At 70.7% G+C, this 16,118-nt stretch carries 21 protein-coding genes; 12 read left to right on the top strand and 9 right to left on the bottom strand.

Going from position 1 to position 16,118, the window contains the following annotated elements; all coding sequences use genetic code 11:
- Positions 1-170 precede the first annotated feature (170 nt).
- Positions 171-377, top strand: coding sequence for a CsbD family protein (locus F6A08_RS04185; protein ID WP_017201712.1), 207 nt, complete (start codon positions 171-173; stop codon positions 375-377).
- A 55-nt stretch (positions 378-432) separates the two neighbouring features.
- Here F6A08_RS04185 and F6A08_RS17630 read toward each other — a convergent pair whose 3' ends face one another.
- Positions 433-597, bottom strand: a complete 165-nt coding sequence (locus tag F6A08_RS17630) for a hypothetical protein (RefSeq protein WP_017201713.1) — start codon at positions 595-597, stop codon at positions 433-435.
- Between the two features lie 121 nt (positions 598-718).
- Here F6A08_RS17630 and F6A08_RS04180 point away from each other — a divergent pair, with 121 nt between their 5' ends.
- The 7 genes from F6A08_RS04180 (at position 719) to F6A08_RS04150 (ending at position 6,586) form a co-directional block, all read left to right on the top strand.
- A complete protein-coding gene (locus F6A08_RS04180) occupies positions 719-985 on the top strand; it encodes a DUF7218 family protein (RefSeq protein WP_017201714.1) in 267 nt (88 codons plus the stop codon).
- 7 nt (positions 986-992) lie between these two features.
- On the top strand, positions 993-2,081 hold the full coding sequence (locus F6A08_RS04175) for a carboxylate-amine ligase (protein WP_151458703.1): 1,089 nt from the start codon (positions 993-995) through the stop codon (positions 2,079-2,081).
- A 38-nt stretch (positions 2,082-2,119) separates the two neighbouring features.
- On the top strand, positions 2,120-3,517 hold the full coding sequence (locus tag F6A08_RS04170) for an MFS transporter (RefSeq protein WP_151458702.1): 1,398 nt from the start codon (positions 2,120-2,122) through the stop codon (positions 3,515-3,517).
- A complete protein-coding gene (locus tag F6A08_RS04165; RefSeq protein ID WP_420846032.1) occupies positions 3,514-4,386 on the top strand; it encodes an endo alpha-1,4 polygalactosaminidase in 873 nt (290 codons plus the stop codon). Before F6A08_RS04170 ends, F6A08_RS04165 begins: the two co-directional genes overlap by 4 nt.
- A gap of 98 nt (positions 4,387-4,484) precedes the next feature.
- Complete coding sequence (locus tag F6A08_RS04160; protein WP_151458701.1) at positions 4,485-5,534, top strand: iron-containing redox enzyme family protein; 1,050 nt, start codon at positions 4,485-4,487, stop codon at positions 5,532-5,534.
- Positions 5,531-5,737, top strand: a complete 207-nt coding sequence (locus tag F6A08_RS04155; RefSeq protein WP_017201718.1) for a CDGSH iron-sulfur domain-containing protein — start codon at positions 5,531-5,533, stop codon at positions 5,735-5,737. The genes F6A08_RS04160 and F6A08_RS04155 overlap by 4 nt, the downstream gene beginning before the upstream one ends.
- 102 nt (positions 5,738-5,839) lie before the next feature.
- Positions 5,840-6,586, top strand: a complete 747-nt coding sequence (locus F6A08_RS04150; protein WP_151458700.1) for a glutamine amidotransferase — start codon at positions 5,840-5,842, stop codon at positions 6,584-6,586.
- 39 nt (positions 6,587-6,625) lie between these two features.
- Here the strand turns inward: F6A08_RS04150 and F6A08_RS17625 are convergent, their stop codons facing one another.
- Positions 6,626-6,778: a hypothetical protein gene (locus F6A08_RS17625; protein WP_192576679.1), complete on the bottom strand. Its 153-nt coding sequence runs from the start codon at positions 6,776-6,778 to the stop codon at positions 6,626-6,628.
- A gap of 110 nt (positions 6,779-6,888) precedes the next feature.
- Between F6A08_RS17625 and F6A08_RS04145 the strand changes: the two genes are divergently transcribed.
- Positions 6,889-7,695, top strand: a complete 807-nt coding sequence (locus F6A08_RS04145) for a DNA/RNA non-specific endonuclease (RefSeq protein ID WP_151458699.1) — start codon at positions 6,889-6,891, stop codon at positions 7,693-7,695.
- A 3-nt stretch (positions 7,696-7,698) separates the two neighbouring features.
- Here F6A08_RS04145 and F6A08_RS04140 read toward each other — a convergent pair whose 3' ends face one another.
- Genes F6A08_RS04140 through F6A08_RS04120 form a run of 5 tightly spaced genes read right to left on the bottom strand, consistent with a single transcriptional unit; the run spans position 7,699 to position 12,535 of the window.
- The gene (locus F6A08_RS04140) at positions 7,699-8,787 is read right to left on the bottom strand and encodes an alkene reductase (RefSeq protein WP_151458698.1); all 1,089 of its coding nucleotides are present in this window, start codon (positions 8,785-8,787) and stop codon (positions 7,699-7,701) included.
- A gap of 48 nt (positions 8,788-8,835) precedes the next feature.
- The gene (locus F6A08_RS04135; RefSeq protein WP_017201723.1) at positions 8,836-9,324 is read right to left on the bottom strand and encodes a MarR family winged helix-turn-helix transcriptional regulator; all 489 of its coding nucleotides are present in this window, start codon (positions 9,322-9,324) and stop codon (positions 8,836-8,838) included.
- Positions 9,325-9,378: 54 nt separating this feature from the next.
- Positions 9,379-9,834 (bottom strand): MarR family winged helix-turn-helix transcriptional regulator, encoded by a 456-nt coding sequence (locus F6A08_RS04130; protein ID WP_017201724.1) that lies wholly within the window; start codon positions 9,832-9,834, stop codon positions 9,379-9,381.
- Position 9,835: 1 nt separating this feature from the next.
- A complete protein-coding gene (locus tag F6A08_RS04125) occupies positions 9,836-11,584 on the bottom strand; it encodes an MDR family MFS transporter (RefSeq protein WP_420846031.1) in 1,749 nt (582 codons plus the stop codon).
- Between the two features lie 24 nt (positions 11,585-11,608).
- Complete coding sequence (locus F6A08_RS04120) at positions 11,609-12,535, bottom strand: DMT family transporter (protein WP_225855727.1); 927 nt, start codon at positions 12,533-12,535, stop codon at positions 11,609-11,611.
- A 34-nt stretch (positions 12,536-12,569) separates the two neighbouring features.
- Between F6A08_RS04120 and F6A08_RS04115 the strand changes: the two genes are divergently transcribed.
- Both F6A08_RS04115 and F6A08_RS04110 read left to right on the top strand, forming a co-directional pair.
- The gene (locus tag F6A08_RS04115; protein ID WP_017201727.1) at positions 12,570-13,178 is read left to right on the top strand and encodes a TetR/AcrR family transcriptional regulator; all 609 of its coding nucleotides are present in this window, start codon (positions 12,570-12,572) and stop codon (positions 13,176-13,178) included.
- A 74-nt stretch (positions 13,179-13,252) separates the two neighbouring features.
- Entirely contained in the window at positions 13,253-14,140 is an 888-nt protein-coding gene (locus tag F6A08_RS04110) for an alpha/beta fold hydrolase (protein ID WP_151458697.1), read from the top strand.
- 1 nt (position 14,141) lies between these two features.
- Here the strand turns inward: F6A08_RS04110 and F6A08_RS04105 are convergent, their stop codons facing one another.
- Positions 14,142-14,900, bottom strand: coding sequence for a glycosyltransferase family 2 protein (locus tag F6A08_RS04105; RefSeq protein WP_151458696.1), 759 nt, complete (start codon positions 14,898-14,900; stop codon positions 14,142-14,144).
- A gap of 232 nt (positions 14,901-15,132) precedes the next feature.
- Between F6A08_RS04105 and F6A08_RS04100 the strand changes: the two genes are divergently transcribed.
- Positions 15,133-15,438 (top strand): NIPSNAP family protein, encoded by a 306-nt coding sequence (locus tag F6A08_RS04100; protein WP_151458695.1) that lies wholly within the window; start codon positions 15,133-15,135, stop codon positions 15,436-15,438.
- A 33-nt stretch (positions 15,439-15,471) separates the two neighbouring features.
- Here F6A08_RS04100 and F6A08_RS04095 read toward each other — a convergent pair whose 3' ends face one another.
- Positions 15,472-16,092 carry a TetR/AcrR family transcriptional regulator gene (locus F6A08_RS04095; RefSeq protein ID WP_124896380.1) on the bottom strand — a complete coding sequence of 207 codons (621 nt, stop codon included), beginning with the start codon at positions 16,090-16,092 and terminating at the stop codon, positions 15,472-15,474.
- Positions 16,093-16,118: the final 26 nt, after the last annotated feature.

The following is a 16,118-nucleotide window of genomic DNA, read 5'->3' as shown; positions in this document are numbered from 1 at the left end:
GTCCGCGGGCAGGACCACCCGCCTGGCGCCAGGCTAGCCGTTCCTCGGCCCGCCGTCGATGGGGGGCAGGAGGCTGACACGGCACCGCCCGATTGTCAATCCCGTGGACCGTTCGCCGGGGCCCTGCGAGGGTCGAAGGACAATCGATCCTTCGACGAGAGGAGCAGCACATGAGTGCCGGAGATGACATCAAGAACAACGCCGAGAAGCTGGCCGGCAAGGCCAAGGAAGGCTTCGGCAAGCTGACCGACAACGAGAAGCTCGAAGCCGAGGGCAAGGGCGACCAGGTCAAGGCGTCTGCCAAGCAGGCCGGCGAGAACGTGAAGGACGCCGCCGAGAAGACCGGTGAGAACGTCCGCGACGCGTTCGACCGCTGACCCATGAAGAAGGGGAGGCCCGCCGGATGGGCGGGCCTCCCCTTCGACAGGTCGGTCAGACCTTGCGGCTGCCGCTGATGGCTCGGATCAGCCAGGCGATCACGGCGATTGCCAGGAGGACGAGTCCGACCCACAACAGGAACTGGAGCGACTGCACCAGACCTCCGGTGATCGCAAGGATCACAGCGACGACGATGACGATGATCAGGAGGATGTTCATCGGTCTTTCCCTTCTCTCTGGGCGCAAGCGCCCGACTGCGGTGTCCTCACAGTAGACCGGGCGGACCCCGCAGACAGAGGGGGTTGACTTCGACCCTCCGAGTGCGCGAAGGAGCACCGCCATGCCAGGAAGACGCAACAACTCGCTGAAGGACCCGAAGCTCTACGAGGAGCTGCGGGACGACGGAGCCTCGAAGGAGAAGGCCGCGCGCATCTCGAACGCCGCGGCGAAGGAGGGCCGGAGCACGGTCGGTCGACGCGGCGGCGAGCACGGCGACTACGAGGACTGGACGGTCCCCGAGCTGCGCAAACGCGCGAAGGAACTCGGACTGACGGGCTACAGCGGCAAGCGGAAGTCCGAGCTGATCTCCGCCCTGCGGAACCACTGAGGGCTGCGTGGCGCGCTTCGGCATCGAGGAGGAGTTCCTCCTTCTCGACGAGGACTCCCTCATCCCTGTCGCTCTGTCCTCCGATTCCCGCGAGCGCATCATCCGTCCGAGCGACGCCGACCGTGTGGACGGACGGGTCACCACGGAGTACCTTTCCTCCCAGCTGGAGGCCCTCACCGAACCGGTCACGACCGGCGCCGACGCGGCGGATCAGCTGCATGGTCTCCGGACGCTGATCGGCGCGCACGCACGGGAGCAGGGCGCGATCGCGGCGCCGACCGGGAGCCCGTTCGCCACGTTGCGCACACCTACGCTCTCCCCCTCGCCGCATTATGACGACGTGGCTCGCAGACTCGCCCACCTCACGCGGGAGCACGAGGTGAACGGCCTGCACGTGCACGTGGAGGTGCACGACGAGGAGGAGCGGGTCCGCGCGCTCAACCGCACGCGCGGCTGGCTGCCTCTGCTGCTCGCCCTCGGTGCCAACAGCCCCTTCGCGAACGGCCTCGACGCCGGATTCGCGAGCTGGCGGAGCATGCTCATCCGTCGGCTGCCGTCGTCGTGGTGCCCGCCCCGGTTCCAGGATGCGGACGACTACCGCGCCCACGTGGCGCAGCTGCTGGAGCTCGGCACGATCGGCGAGGCGACCTCGCTCTCCTGGGCGGTGCGCCTGTCGGAGCGGTACCCCACGGTCGAGGTGCGGGTGTCGGACACCCAGCTCACGGCGGAGGACTCCGTGCTCACCGCGCTGCTGTTCCGCGGGATCGTCGCGTCGACGGACCTGCGACTCGCTGCGGACGACATCGACGCGATCGACGTCTCCCTGTGGACCGCGGCGCGCTCGGGCATGCAGGCGCGGATCGTCGATCCGATGACGGGCGAGGTGGACGACGCCTGGGCGGTGGCGCGCCGGCTGCTCGCCGAGATCGCCCCCGCACTGCAGCAGCTCGGCGATCACGAGGCGGTGGTCGCCGGGCTGGAGCGCCTCCGCGCCGACGGCACCGGGTCGATGCGACAGCGGGAGGCCTACGCCAGGGGCGGCACCCCTGCCCTCGCCGCTCTGCTGGCGAGCGGTACCGGAGTCGCACTCGACTGACCCGCCCCGACGTCCCCGACCGGGAGTAGGGTCGGCCTGTGCCATCCTTCGCGCCTGTCCAGCGTCTCGTGATCTCGATCGCGGTGCTCGCCTCCTTCGTGACGTTCCTCGACGGCACCGTCGTGAACGTGGCACTGCCGGCGATCAGCCGCGAGCTGGGCGGCGGCATCACGACGCAGCAGTGGGTCGTCGACGCGTACCTGATCACGCTGAGCGCCCTGATCCTGCTGGCCGGATCGGTGTCCGACGCCTACGGCCGCGTGCTCGTGATGCGGATCGGTCTCATCGCGTTCGGCGTCGCCTCGATCGCGGTCGCTGCCGCCTTCGACCCGCTGACCCTCATCATCGCCAGGGCGGCGCAGGGCGCTGCCGGAGCCCTGCTGGTGCCGAGTTCCCTGGCCCTCATCACGGCGACCATGCGCGCCGACGTGCAGTCCAGAGCCATCGGCGTCTGGACGGCGTTCACGACGGGCGCGCAGCTGGTCGGCCCCCTGCTGGGCGGGCTGTTCGTCGACTACCTCTCCTGGCGCTTCGTCTTCCTCATCAACGTGATCCCGATCGGCATCACCCTGCTGCTGCTGGCGCGGCTGCACCTGCCGGAGCACCCGCGCGGGGTCCGGGTCGACTGGTGGAGCGGTGCGCTGTGCGCGCTCGGCCTCGGTGCGGTCGTGTTCGCGCTCATCGAGCAGCCCAACCTCGGCTGGCAGTCCCCGGCGATCTGGGTGCCCCTGGCCGCCGGAGCCGCCCTGTTCGCGCTGTTCCTGATCCGCCAGCAGCGCTCCGCCTCGCCGCTGATGCCGCTGTGGCTGTTCCGGGTGCGCGACTTCGGCTGGGGCAACCTGGCGACGCTGTTCGTCTATGCCGCGCTGTCGCTGAACGGCTTCGTGGTCGGGGTGTACCTGCAGCAGGGCGCGGGACTGAGCGCGACCGCGGCCGGACTGGCGAGCCTGCCGATGACGATCCTCATGATCCTGATCAGCTCGCGCGCCGGACTGTGGGCCGGCCGCTGGGGACCACGCATCTTCATGACGATCGGTCCGCTGATCATGGCCGCCGGCGCCCTGCTGCTGTTGCTGGTCGGCGCCGACTTCGACTACTGGTGGCAGGTGCTGCCCGCGATGATCGTGATGGGCCTCGGCCTCTCGCTGACCGTCGCTCCTCTGACGGCGGCGATCCTCGGGGCGATCGACGAGAAGCACTCCGGCATCGCCTCGGCCGTGAACAACGCGGTCTCCCGGGTCGCCGGCCTCCTCGTCGTCGCGATGCTCTCCACCATCGTCGGCGGAGCGCTCGACCTCGACGGATTCCACAGCGCCGCCTGGGTCACAGCGGCGCTGCTGGTGCTCGGCGGCGTCGTGTCGTGGATCGGGATCCGGCGCAACCCGGCGGAGCCGACACCGGCGGATGCGGCCGCCGTCGCACCGGAACCGCGTTGACCGCGTCGGAACCCGCGCGCAGACGGGACGCATCGCCCCGCGCACTGATCCGGCCGCGCCGCGCGGCCGCCGCCATCGCGGCCGCCGCGCTGCTGCTCCTGCTCGGCGGATGTGCGGCCGCCCCGGCGGCGGACCCGGCCGCAGCCGACCTCCCGCCCTCCGGCGCACAACCCGATTATCAGCTCGGCGGCGCCTACGACCCGGCATCCGGCGTCGGCATCGTCGGCCGGGATCGCACCGCCGCCCCGGCGGACGGCGTGTACTCGATCTGCTACGTCAACGGATTCCAGACGCAGCCAGGGGAGCTCGCGGCGTGGCCGGACGACCTTCTGCTGCAGCGCGACGGCGAGACCGTGTTCGACCCGGACTGGCCGGACGAGGCTCTCCTCGACACGTCTTCCGCGCCGCGACGGGAACGCATCGCCGCCGTGGTGGTGCCCTGGATCGAGGGATGCGCCGAGGCGGGTTTCGACGCGGTCGAGTTCGACAACCTCGACTCCTACACCCGGTCTGACGGGGCGCTGTCTTTCGACGACAACGTCGCCCTCGCGACCGTGCTCGTGGACGCGGCCCATGCGTCGGGGCTCGCCGCGGGGCAGAAGAACGCCGCCGAGGACGCGGCCGCTCTCCACGAGCGCGCCGGTTTCGACTTCGCGGTCACCGAGGAGTGCGCCGCGTACCGGGAGTGCGGGTCGTACACCGCGGTCTACGGGCAGCGCGTCGTCGACATCGAGTACACCGACGAGCTGCCGCGGACGTTCGCGGAGATGTGCGCGGACGACGACTCGCCCTCGTCGATGGTGCTCCGCGACCGCGACCTGGTCACGCCCGGCGACGCCGCCTACGCGTTCGAGACCTGCCCTCGCTGAGGCGCCGTCCTTGCCCAGGGTCGGTGCGCTCGTCAAGTCCCTGGAAGCGGCGGGTCGCCTGCGCGAGGATTCCGGAGAAGACATCGATGGGAGCACTCATGACCGCATCCGCCCCTGCACCCGCCCGAGCCACATCCCTGGCCTTCGGCGACCGGGGACCGCTGAGCCGTGCCGTCCTCGCGCATCTCACCGGCGCGCACGACGGGACCGATCACACCAGCCTGGCCGAGGCGGCCGTCGCGGCGAGCGCGGACATCGTGCGCGACGACGACATCCAGCTCACGCTGTTCGTCCTGTACGCCTCCGCCTACGGATCGCTGCCCGAGCTGGATCCCGAGTTGGAGTGGGACCCGGCGCTGCTGGCGACACGGCGCACCCTGGAGCGCGCGTTCGAGGACACGCTGCGCCGGACCGTCCCCGTGCCGGCCGCCCCCGAGGCGACGGTGGACGCGGTCGGCCGCGCCCTGTTCGAGCTCGCGGCCGCCGACGCCGGGCCGAGCCTGTCCCGGTACATCGCCAAGAAGGCGACCGAGGATCAGGCCAGGGAGATGCTCATGCAGCGCTCGGCATATACGCTGCGCGAGGCGGACCCGCATTCGTGGGCGATCCCTCGCCTGGAGGGACGCGCCAAGGCGGCGCTCGTCGAGATCCAATCCGACGAGTACGGCGGAGGGCGCCCCCAGCGCGTGCACGCGGAGCTGTTCGCGCGGGCGATGCGGGCCGCCGGACTGGACGCCACCTACGGCGCGTACATCGACGACCTGCCGGCGATCACGCTCGCCTCGTTCACCATGATGTCGCTGTTCGGGCTCAACCGGCGCCTCGTGGGGGCCATCGTCGGACACCTCGCGGCCTACGAGATGACGTCGTCGATCCCGTGCCGACTGTACGCGGACGGCCTCCGGCGCTTGGGATTCGATCCCGACGTCTCCGCCTACTTCGACGAGCACGTGGAGGCGGATGCGGTGCACGAGCAGATCGCCGCACGCGACCTCGCCGGGTCTCTGGCGGAGGACCACCCCGAGCTGCTGCCCGACATCCTGTTCGGCGCGGCGGCATGCCTCACGGTCGACGGCTGGGCCGGAGCGCACGTCCTGGAGTCGTGGTCGGCGGGAGAATCCTCCCTCCGCGCACGAGCGGCCTCATGAGCGCGGACCGGGACCCCGTCACGATCACCCCGTACCCGGACGGACCCCTCCTCGTGCGTGGGCACGTCGAGCTGCGCACCGCGGACGGCGAGCCGATCGACCCCGGGCGTCGCACGGTGGCGCTGTGCCGTTGCGGGCTGTCGGCAGTGAAGCCCTTCTGCGACGGAACGCACAAGGCCTCCGGTTTCCGCACGGACGACTGAGGGCGGGGCGCGGTCACCCTCCGGGTGGGTCACCGACGCGGCGTGATACTTTGACATAGGTCAAAGAGAACGCCGCGTCGGCGGCAGGGAGGCGGCAGCAGAGTGACGACCCATGATCCCCACCAGCGCACCGCCGTCGCTCTTCGGCACGTCCACTTCGAGAATCTGGGCATCCTCGAACCCCTCCTGACCGCACGCGGGTACCGGGTCGACCACGTCGACGTCGATGCGCAGGCCGTCGACACCGAACATGTGGCGGACGCCGACCTGCTCGTCGTCCTCGGCGGACCGATCGGCGTCGACGACACCGAGAGCTACCCCTTCCTGCGGACGGAGAAGGAGGTCATCGCCCGGCGCCTTCGCGCGCGACGCCCTGTGCTCGGCGTCTGCCTGGGAGCACAGCTCATCGCCGAGGCACTCGGCGCCGAGGTCCGTCCGACCGGCGGGGTGGAGATCGGGTACGCTCCGCTGATCCTCACCGAGGAGGGCCTCGACTCTCCGCTGCGACCGCTCGAGGGGGTGCCCGTGCTGCACTGGCACGGGGACGCCTTCTCCATCCCCGCCGGCGCGCGGCACCTCGCCGGCACACCCGGTTTCCCCCACCAGGCGTTCAGCACCGACACCGCACTCGCGCTGCAGTTCCACCTCGAAGCCGATCCCCGCGCGATCGAGCGCTGGCTGATCGGCCATGCGCACGAACTGCAGCACCACGGCATCGACCCGCGCACGATCCGCGCGGACGCCGCGGCCTACGGACCGGAGCTCGAGGAGGCGGCCCGCCACGCGGTCGGTCTGTGGCTGGACGGTTTCGACCCCGCCGCAACGGGCACCGGAGGGTCCGCGCCCTGAGCGGATCGCGCCAGCGGCGCCGGAACGCTCCGAGGCCGGTCAGCGCCGCCCGGACTCGTCAGGGTCGACGCCGTCTTCGGCCTCTTCGGTGTCGAGGTCGGTGACATCGACCTCCGGAGCCTGCCCTTCGCCGTTGTGCGCCGTGGGCGGTTCGCCGTCGAAGCCGGTGTCGTCGTCGCGGGGATCGGACATGATTCCTCCTGGGTGTCGTGGACCTCCATGGTGGGCGAGAAGCGCGGCGCCGCCCAGCGCCTTGACAACGGGAGCGTGCGGACGTCAGACCCCCACGGCACCATGGAGGCATGACAGACGGCTACGACCCGGGGTTCCTCGCGACGACGCTCCCGCTCCCCCGGCCCGTGCAGGTCGTGCGGACGCTGGCGTATCCGCGGTTCACGGTGCTGCTGGACCCTGCGCGTCGACTCGCGGCCGTCACCGCCGTGAACATCGACGGCGCCCGGCTGCGCGCGCTCCCGCGCACGGGTGAGTGGCGGCTGGACCCGCGTGCCGCGGCGGACGAGCAGACCGGACCGGGGGTCTACGCGCGCAACGACCTCGACCGGGGCCATCTGGTGCGCCGTCGCGACCCCGGATGGGGTCCGGTGGAGACGGCGAGGGAGGCGAGCGAGGCGACCTTCTTCTACCCGAACGCCGCACCTCAGGCCGCGGGGTTCAACCAGTCCAAGGAGCTGTGGCTCGGGCTGGAGGACCATGTGCTCTCGTATGCCGAGACGACGGACCAGCGCATGAGCGTCTTCACGGCGCCGGTGCTCGACGCCGCCGACCCGCCGTACCGCGGCATCCGGATCCCGCTGCGATTCTGGAAGATCGCCTCCTGGCGGAGCGAAAACGGCCTCGCCGCTGCCGGGTTCGTCCTCGACCAGTCCACCCTGATCGACACGCGGGAGGAGACGCTCGCCGTCCCGCCGCTCGGGGCGTTCCGCACATTCCAAGTGCCGATCGCCGACGTGGCGGCGCTGACCGGCATCGACCTCGGTCCGCTCGTCGACGCGGATGTGCTGACGGACCGCGGAGCGCGCAGCACCGTCTGGCGGGAACTGGACTCCGCGGGCGACGTCGACCTCGGCACGGATCCGCAGCCGACGTGAGTGTCAGGCGCCGGCGCGCACGGACTCCAGCGCCGGGTAGTCCGTGTATCCCTCGGCCGTCGTCCCGTAGAACAGCTGCGGCCGGGGCTCGTTGAGCTCCGCGTCCTGACGCCAGCGCTCGACCAGATCGGGATTGGCGATCACCGGACGACCGGCGGCCACGGCATCCGCCGCTCCCTCGGCCAGGAGGGATGCGGCAGCCTCCCTGGTCGTGGGGACGCCGAAGCCGGTGTTCGCGATCAGCGGGGCGCCTGCGGTCCGCCGGATGTGCTGGATGAGCGCACTCGCCGGCTCGGCGTGCAGGATGTCGACGAACGCGAGTCGCAGCGGCGCGAGGCCCTCAGCGACGGCGGTGTAGGTCGCGAGCACGTCGGCGTCGTCCTCCTCGAGGACGCCCTGGATGTTGTGCTGCGGAGACAGGCGGATGCCGGTGCGGTCGGCGCCGACGGCCTCGGCGACCGCACGCGTCACCTCGATCGCGAAGCGTGCGCGGTTCTCCGGCGAGCCGCCGTAACGGTCGTCCCGGATGTTCGACACGGGCGACAGGAACTCGTGCACGAGGTACCCGTTGGCCCCGTGCACCTCGACGCCGTCGAGACCGGCAGCGATCGCGTTGCGGGCGGCCTGCGCGAACTGCGCGACGACCTCGGGGATCTCCGCGAGGGTGAGGGCGTGCGCGACGGGGAGATCGGCCTTTCCCTGCGGCGTGTGCGTCTGGCCCGGTGCGGCGAGAGCACTGGGAGCCACCACGCGCGGCTCGCCCGAGATCGCCGGGTGGCCGACGCGTCCGCCGTGCATGAGCTGCATGACGATGGTGCCGCCGGCGGCGTGCACGGTGTCGGCGATCCGCCGCCACCCGTCGATCTGCGCCTCGGTCACGATGCCGGGCTGACCGGCGTACGACTTGCCCTCCGCGGCCGGCCATGTTCCCTCGGAGATGATCAGCCCCTGGCCCGCCCGCTGACGGTAGTACTCCTCCATGACGGCGGTGGGCACACCGTCCGCATCGGCCCTGGTGCGGGTGAGCGGCGCCATCACGACGCGGTTGGACAGGTGAAGGGCGCCGAAGACGGCCGGTTCGAAGAGATCCACAGTGGGAGACAAGACTCCCGCGCGGCTGCGTATTCCCCTCCGGCGCGTTCAGCCCCCGAGACCCGCGAGCAGGTCAGCGAAGTGATCCAGATCGGCGGCGGTCCAGTTGCGCAGCCGCTCGCCGATGCGCCCCTCGTACCGCGAGCGGGCGAGCGCGACCCGCTCCTGCGCGAGTTCCGTGGCGACGAGCACGCGGGCTCGGCGATCCTCGGGGTCGGGCACGCTCTCGACGAGACCCAGCTGCTCGAGCTGGCGCACCTGGCGGCTGACCGCCGACTTGTCGGTCTGCAGTCGTTCGATGATCGCCCCCGCGGAGGTCGCCTTGCCCGTCGCGATCGAGGTCAGCACCTGATAGCCCAGCGGCTGCAGATCGGGATGGACGGTGAGGGCGGCCTCACGCCAGCCGACGCGGATGCGCGCGAACAGGCGTCCGAGCTCCTGCTCGACCCTCGTGACCGCCTGCTCGAGCTCGGTGTCGCCGAGGCGTTCGGCCGGCGAGGGATCGGGCGTGGCGGGGGCGTCGGACGGGGCGCTCATGCTCGCCAGTGTACGGCGAAGCCCCGCTGCCGATCACGACAGCGGGGCTTCGGCTCAGACCTCCGAGAGCAGTCGGAAGACCTTGGATGCGGCCTGGATCTCCTCGGCCGTGAGTTCGTCGATCACGGCCTGCAGGCGCGTGCCGTATTCGCGGCGGACCTCGGCGAGCGCCGTGCAGGCCTGCGGCGTGGCCGTCAGGACCCGGAGCCGGCCGTCGCGCTCGTCGGGCCGGGACTCGAGCAGCGCGAGCTCCTCCAGCATCCGCACCTGCCGGCTGATCACCGACTTGTCCATCTCGAACCGGTCGGCGAGCTCATGCGCGTTCGCGGTCCCTGCGCGGGCGATGAACGTCAGCAGCTTGTATCCGGCGACCTGCAGGTCGGGATGCACGCGTGCGGCGGACTCCCGCCAGAGCGACCTGGTCCTCGCGAAGATGAGGTTCAGGTCGGCCTGGAGGTCGCCGAGCGCGGTGTCCACGTCCGGCGACCCCACGGCTTCGGAGGCGATCACCTCAGCGGTCCCGATCCTCGCGATCGAGCACGCCGACCGGGCCGGTCGCAGCAGCGGTCCCGGAGGCTCCGATGCGGACGGTGCCGGTCGAGAGGTTCGCGCCGACCTCGGCCTCGGAGACCTCGATCACCGATTCCTCGGCCTGCTCGCGCAGCTGCTCCGCGGCGTTCTTGGTGGACAGCGGCTTGTTCTTGATGAACGCGATCGCGATGACCGCGATCACGGCCAGCGGGATGGCGAGGATGAACGCATCCGCGATGCCGTGTCCGTAGGCGCTCTCGACGATCGTGCGGATCGAGTCGGGCAGCTCGCCCACCTTCGGCACGTCGCCGGAGCCCAGGCGCTCCAGGGCGCTGATCTCGTCGGGCGACGTCGGGACGAAGCCCTTCAGGCCGTCCTTCATGAAGTCGGCGACGCTGGTCGACAGCAGCGATCCCATGACGGTCACGCCGATGGTGCCGGCGATCGTGCGGAAGAAGTTGACGTTCGACGAGGCCGCGCCCAGCTGCTGCGGGGCCGTGTCGTTCTGCACGATGAGGGTCAGGTTCTGCATGACCATGCCGAGCCCCGCACCGAGGACGAACATGTAGACCGCGACCAGCGGGAAGGGGGTGTCGTAGCGCAGCGTGGCCATCAGGCTCACGCCGATCGTGGCGAGGATCGAGCCGGTGATCATCCAGCCCTTCCACTTGCCGAAGCGGCTGACGAGCTGGCCGATGATGATCGACGCACCCATCTGACCGATGATCATCGGGATGGTCATCAGGCCGGACTCGGTCGGCGTGGCGCCACGGGCCAGCTGGAAGTACTGCGCCAGGAACACCGAGGTCGCGAACATCGAGACGCCGATCGCGATCGAGGCGATGACCGACAGCGTGAAGGTGCGGTTGCGGAACAGCGTCATCGGGACGATCGGCTCCTTGACGAAGAACTCGACCGTGATGAAGGCGGCGATCGCGACGACCGCGATCACGATGAGCGCGATGCTCGTCCCGGAGTCCCAGTCGAACTGGTTGCCGCCCATGGAGACCCAGATGAGGAGGGTCGAGACGCCGACGGCGAGCAGGACGATGCCGAAGTAGTCGATCGAGACCTTGGTGCCGCGCTGCGGCTTGGGCAGGTGCAGCGTGAACTGCAGCAGCACGAGGGCGAGGATCGCGAACGGCACGCCGACGAAGAAGTTGGAGCGCCAGCCCCACACGTCGGTGAGGAGTCCGCCGAGCAGCGGGCCGCCGATGGTGCCGAGGGCCATGATGCCGCCGACGACGCCCATGTACTTGCCGCGCTCACGCGGGGAGATGATGAGGGCCACGGCGATCATGACGAGCGACATGAGACCGCCGACGCCGATGCCCTGCACGACGCGGACGGCGATGAGCATGTTCGTGTCGGTCGAGAATCCGGCGATCACGGTGCCGACCGTGAAGAGGATGAGCGAGATCTGGACGAGCACCTTGCGGTCGACCAGGTCGGCGAGCTTGCCCCAGATCGGGGTGGAGACCGCTGTCGCGAGAAGGCTCGCCGTGATCACCCAGGTGTACTGGGACTGGGTGCCGCCGAGGTCGGCGATGATCACCGGCATCGAGGTCGACACGACCGTGCCGGAGAGCACCGCGACGAACATGCCGACGATGAGGCCGGAGATCGCGGTGAAGACCTCGCGGGCCGAGCGCGTGGTCTCGGGTGGAGTGGGAGAGATGTCTGTCAAGGGTGTGCGCTCCTGCGTAGAAAGTTGATCGAGGTCAACCATACTCCGATAGTTGCGAAAGCGCAACTATCGTCGCACCGGCTCCGCCCGTTCGGCGGACGCGGCGCGCGCCTCACTCACGAGCACGGCGGCGACCCCGGACCCGCAGAGCGCGAAACCGAGGAGCGTCACGGCCGTCAACGGCTCCCCGAGGATCAGCGCGCCCGCGAAGGCGGTCGTCGGGGCGATCAGGAACAGCAGGGCGTTGAGCGCTGTGATCCCCACCCGCCGCAGCAGCCACCAGTAGAGACCGTAAGCGCACAGCGTCGGGAAGACGGCGGCGAACCCCACGGCGAGCCAGAAGGACGCGGATGCCGGAGGGACGAGCGCCCCGAAGAGCGCGGCCACGGGCACCAGCGCCACCGCCGTGACCGTCACGTGGATGGTGAGCGTGACGAGCGTGCCCGTCTGCACAGCCGATCGGCGCTGGACGAAGGTGCCGACGACCAGGCACGCCATCGCGATCACCGGCCACGCGTAGGCCCACAGATCGGCGCGGGAGCCCTCGAGCTGCGAGCGTACGACGAGCAGCACCCCGAGCGCTCCGACCACGAGCCCCGCCCACTGCGCGCCGCGCACCCGGAGTCCGAGCAGCGGACCGACCAGCGCCGCGACGACGAGGGGCTGGACCGCATCGATGAGGGCCGTGGTCCCGGTGGCGACCCCGGACGCGATCGCCGCGTACACCGCCACGCAGTACCCGAATTGCGCGCACAGCCCGATGAGCGCCTGTCGGCCCAGCTCGGCACGGGTCAGGCCGCGGGCGGCACCCGTGAGCATCGTGACCGCGAGCAGGACCACGGCGAGCGGGACGAAGCGCCACACCAGCAGCGACAGCGGCGGAACGTCGGCGGCGATGGCCGGCACGAGGAACCCGGAGCTCCAGGTCAGGACGAAAGCGACAGCGGCCGCCACCGTCACCGCCGCACCAAGTACACCGATCTGTTTACTCATTTCCCCGACTATACAGGTTGGTATACTGGACCGCATGGTCGTCACCGTTCCCGAGCTGCCCGCCCTCACTCCCGGCGCCGCCCGCGTGCTCGACGCCGCCTCCCGGCTCTTCTACGACCGCGGCATCCACGCGGTCGGCGTCGACACGATCGCCGAGGCCGCGGGAGTGACCAAGAAGACGCTCTACGACCGGTTCGGCTCCAAGGAAGCGCTGGTCGTCTCGTACCTGCAGCACCGCGACGCCCGCTGGCGCGCGCACGTCCTCGAGCACCTCACCCGCCGCGGCGAGCCGGGCATCGACCGCATCCTGGCGGTGTTCGACGCGGCCATCGCCTGGTCGGACGCGAACAGCCCCAAGGGGTGCAGCGCGATCAACGCCCGCGCCGAGATCGGCGACGCCCACGACGGCAACCCGGTGTTCCCGGAGGTGGCCCGCCAGAAGGCCTGGCTGCTCGATCTCTTCCTGCAGCTGAGCCGCGAGGCCGGTGCCTCCGACGCGGAGCTGACCGCGCGCACGATGACCCTCCTGTACGAGGGCGCCATCGTGACGGTCGGCATGGAGACGTTCGACCAGCCCTTCGAGGTGGCCAGGGGCGTGGCGCGGGCGGTGCTGCAGCAGGATCCCGCACTCGCCGACCGCTGAGCCGGCCGGATGCGTCGCCCCGCGGACGGCGTGCGCGCCTTCTGCGAGCGAGGCTCGGGGAGTACGGTGACAGCGTGTCGACAGACTCGCGGAGCGGCCGAGCGCTCACCGACCCGGCGACCCTGGATGCGGCCATCGGGGACATCGACTGGACGATCCCGCCTGCCGGATCCACCGCGTCCCGGTTCGCGGCGCCGAGCGGGCAGCTCGCCGTGATCTCGCTCGGCGACCCGACGCACCCCCGCGTGGTGCTCGTGCCCGGGGCGACCGGATCCAAGGAGGACTTCGCGCTGGTGCTCCCCCTCCTCGCCGAGGCCGGGTACTTCGTGCAGTCCTTCGACCTCGCCGGACAGTACGAATCCGCCGCGGCCGGCGCGAACGCGGCGTACACGTACGAGCTGTTCATCGCCGACCTCATCGCCTTCCTGGAAGCGGGTGCTCCGGCACATCTGCTCGGCTACTCCTTCGCCGGCACCGTGGCGCAGCTCGTCGCCGTCCGCCGCCCTGACCTCGTGCTGTCGCTCGCGCTCCTGACCACCCCTCCCGGCTCCGGCAACGTCTTCGCGAGCATGAAGTGGCTGGGCCGGCTCGCCCCGATCGCGAGTCCCCGCCGCGGGGCGGCGCTCATGATCTGGGGCATCGTGACGAACAAGAACAGGGTGCCGCCGCGCCGGCTCGCGTTCGTGCGCTCGCGGTTCGCGTTCACCAGCCGCCGCAGCGTCGACGAGATCGTGGGACTGATGATGGCCTCGCCCGATCTGCGCAACGGTGTGCGGGCGCTCCCGGTGCCCAAGCTCGTCGCGGCAGGCTCGCACGACCTGTGGCCCCTCGCCGCCCACGAACGCTACGCGCGCGAGATCCACGCCGACTTCCGGTCGTACGCGACCGGCCACAGTCCGAGCGAGACCACGCCCCACCAGCTGGCCGCCGACCTCCTGGACCTCTACGCGCGCGCTCGCTGAGTCACCCGCGGATGGCCGACTCCGCCTGACGCCGCGCCTGTCGACGGCGCCGGGGCGTCTCCTGCGGCAGGTGCAGCCGGACGGTCGGGACCACGTAGCTCAACCGGCGCCGGAGGGACGCCCAGTCCTGGAACGGTCGCGCCGACACGTCCACGACCAGACCGCGGTCCCGCAGCACCGTCATCTCCGGACGCACGTGGAACGACAGGTCGAAGTCGTCGTGGATGTTCCGCTCCTCGCGATGCACCTCGCCGCTCAGTGCCCGCCAGCTCGAGGAGCGCATCGCCATGTTCGATCCGAAGAGGGGCGCGTGCCCGAGGAGCGGAGTCATCGCCGCGTACATGCCGCCGATGTACAGGTGCCTCCCCGCCCAGTGCACGAGCCGGGTGGAGCCGTAGAAGCGCGGCTCCCCCGTCACGAAGTCGACGTCGGGGCGATCGCGGAACGTGCCGGCGATCCGCGCGATCCAGTCCGGGCCGGGGCGGGAGTCGGCATCCAGCCGCGCGATGATGTCGCCCGTGGCCGCGTCGTAGCCGGCCGCCGCCGCACGCGGGATCCCCGGTATGGGCTCCGTCACCACGCGGGCTCCGAACCTCTCGGCGACCGCCGCCGTGTCGTCGCTGCTGCCGTTGTCGACCACGACGATCTCGTCGGGCGGATGCGTCTGCCGCTCGAGCGCGCGCAGGCAGAGCTCCAACAGGGGCGCGTCGTCGCGAACCGGGATGACCACGCTGACGGAACCTGGCAGCTCGGTCGTCATGGTCCTCCCCCTCGGCAGATCCGGATGCTCACGCACAGTCTGCACCCGACTCTCGCCCGCCCGCGACGACCGGGCCGGGCGCGGCTCCGACCGCGCGCCAGACCGCACGGAACTGCCAAGCTTCCGCGTATCCGCGCCACTTCCCGCGATGAGGGCCGAAGCAGCGGTGACGACACGCGCGCATCGGCGAGAATCATCGGGCCGCACCTGGCGCCAGGACGAAGGAGCCTCCATGATCACCGTGCACCTGCGCTACGAGATCGACCCCGAACAGCTCGACGCCTTCACCGAGTACGGCCGCGAGTGGATCCGCCTCGTCACCAAGCTCGGCGGCACGCATCACGGGTACTTCCTGCCCAGCGAGGGCGACAGCGACGAGGCGTTCGCGCTGTTCACCTTCCCCTCGCTCGCGGAGTACGAGGCGTACCGGTCGGCATCGATGGTCGATCCCGAGTGTCTCGCCGCGTTCGAGCTCGCCCGCCGCACGCGGTGCGTCCGCCGCTACGAGCGCCGTTTCCTCACGCCCCTCTTCAGCTGAGCAGCCGCACTGCGGGAACCCGACGATCGCGTATCACGCGTTCGCGCGGTACCCCGCGAGGAAGAGATCGACGGCGGCGTCGACCCCGGTGGCCGACCCGTCGCCGCCCAGCATCCGCGCGTTCAACGGAGCGCCGATGACCAGCCACGTGAACTGCTCGGCAGCCGACGCAGGATCCTCGATGCGCAGGCGTCCCGAGTCCGCGAGAGCCCGGAGCGCCTCGGCCAGTCTGCCGATATTGGTGTTCCAACTTTCCTCGAGGTACGTGGCCGCCACCTCGGGCTGCTCCCGCGCCTCCGCGGTGACCAGTCGTCGCATCGCGACCACCGGCGGACTGAGGATGCCGGCGCGCATCGTCTCCGCGAGGTCGACGAGTCCGCGGCGCAGGTCGCCACTCGCCCGAAGTCGCTCCAGGGCCGGTCGCATCGCATCGCGCCCGGCGAGTGTCCAGTGGTGGACGACGGCGGCGTACAGCGCGCTCTTGGACGCGTGCTCCCGATACAGCGACGCCTTCGAGATCCGTGCGCGCCTGGCGACCTCGTCCATCGACGCGCCGCGATAGCCGCGCTGCAGGAATACCTCCCGCGCGACGGCGAGGAGGTCGTCGCCGTTCAATCCGGCGGGACGCCCTCGGGGTCGAAGTTCTGTGGCCATGATCCAAGTTTAGTACTTGACAGTCT

It is taken from the genome of Microbacterium algeriense, from assembly GCF_008868005.1.
Lineage (GTDB): Bacteria > Actinomycetota > Actinomycetes > Actinomycetales > Microbacteriaceae > Microbacterium > Microbacterium algeriense.
The sequence above is the reverse complement of the archived record's forward strand: the minus strand, read 5'-3'. Positions and strand labels throughout refer to the sequence as shown.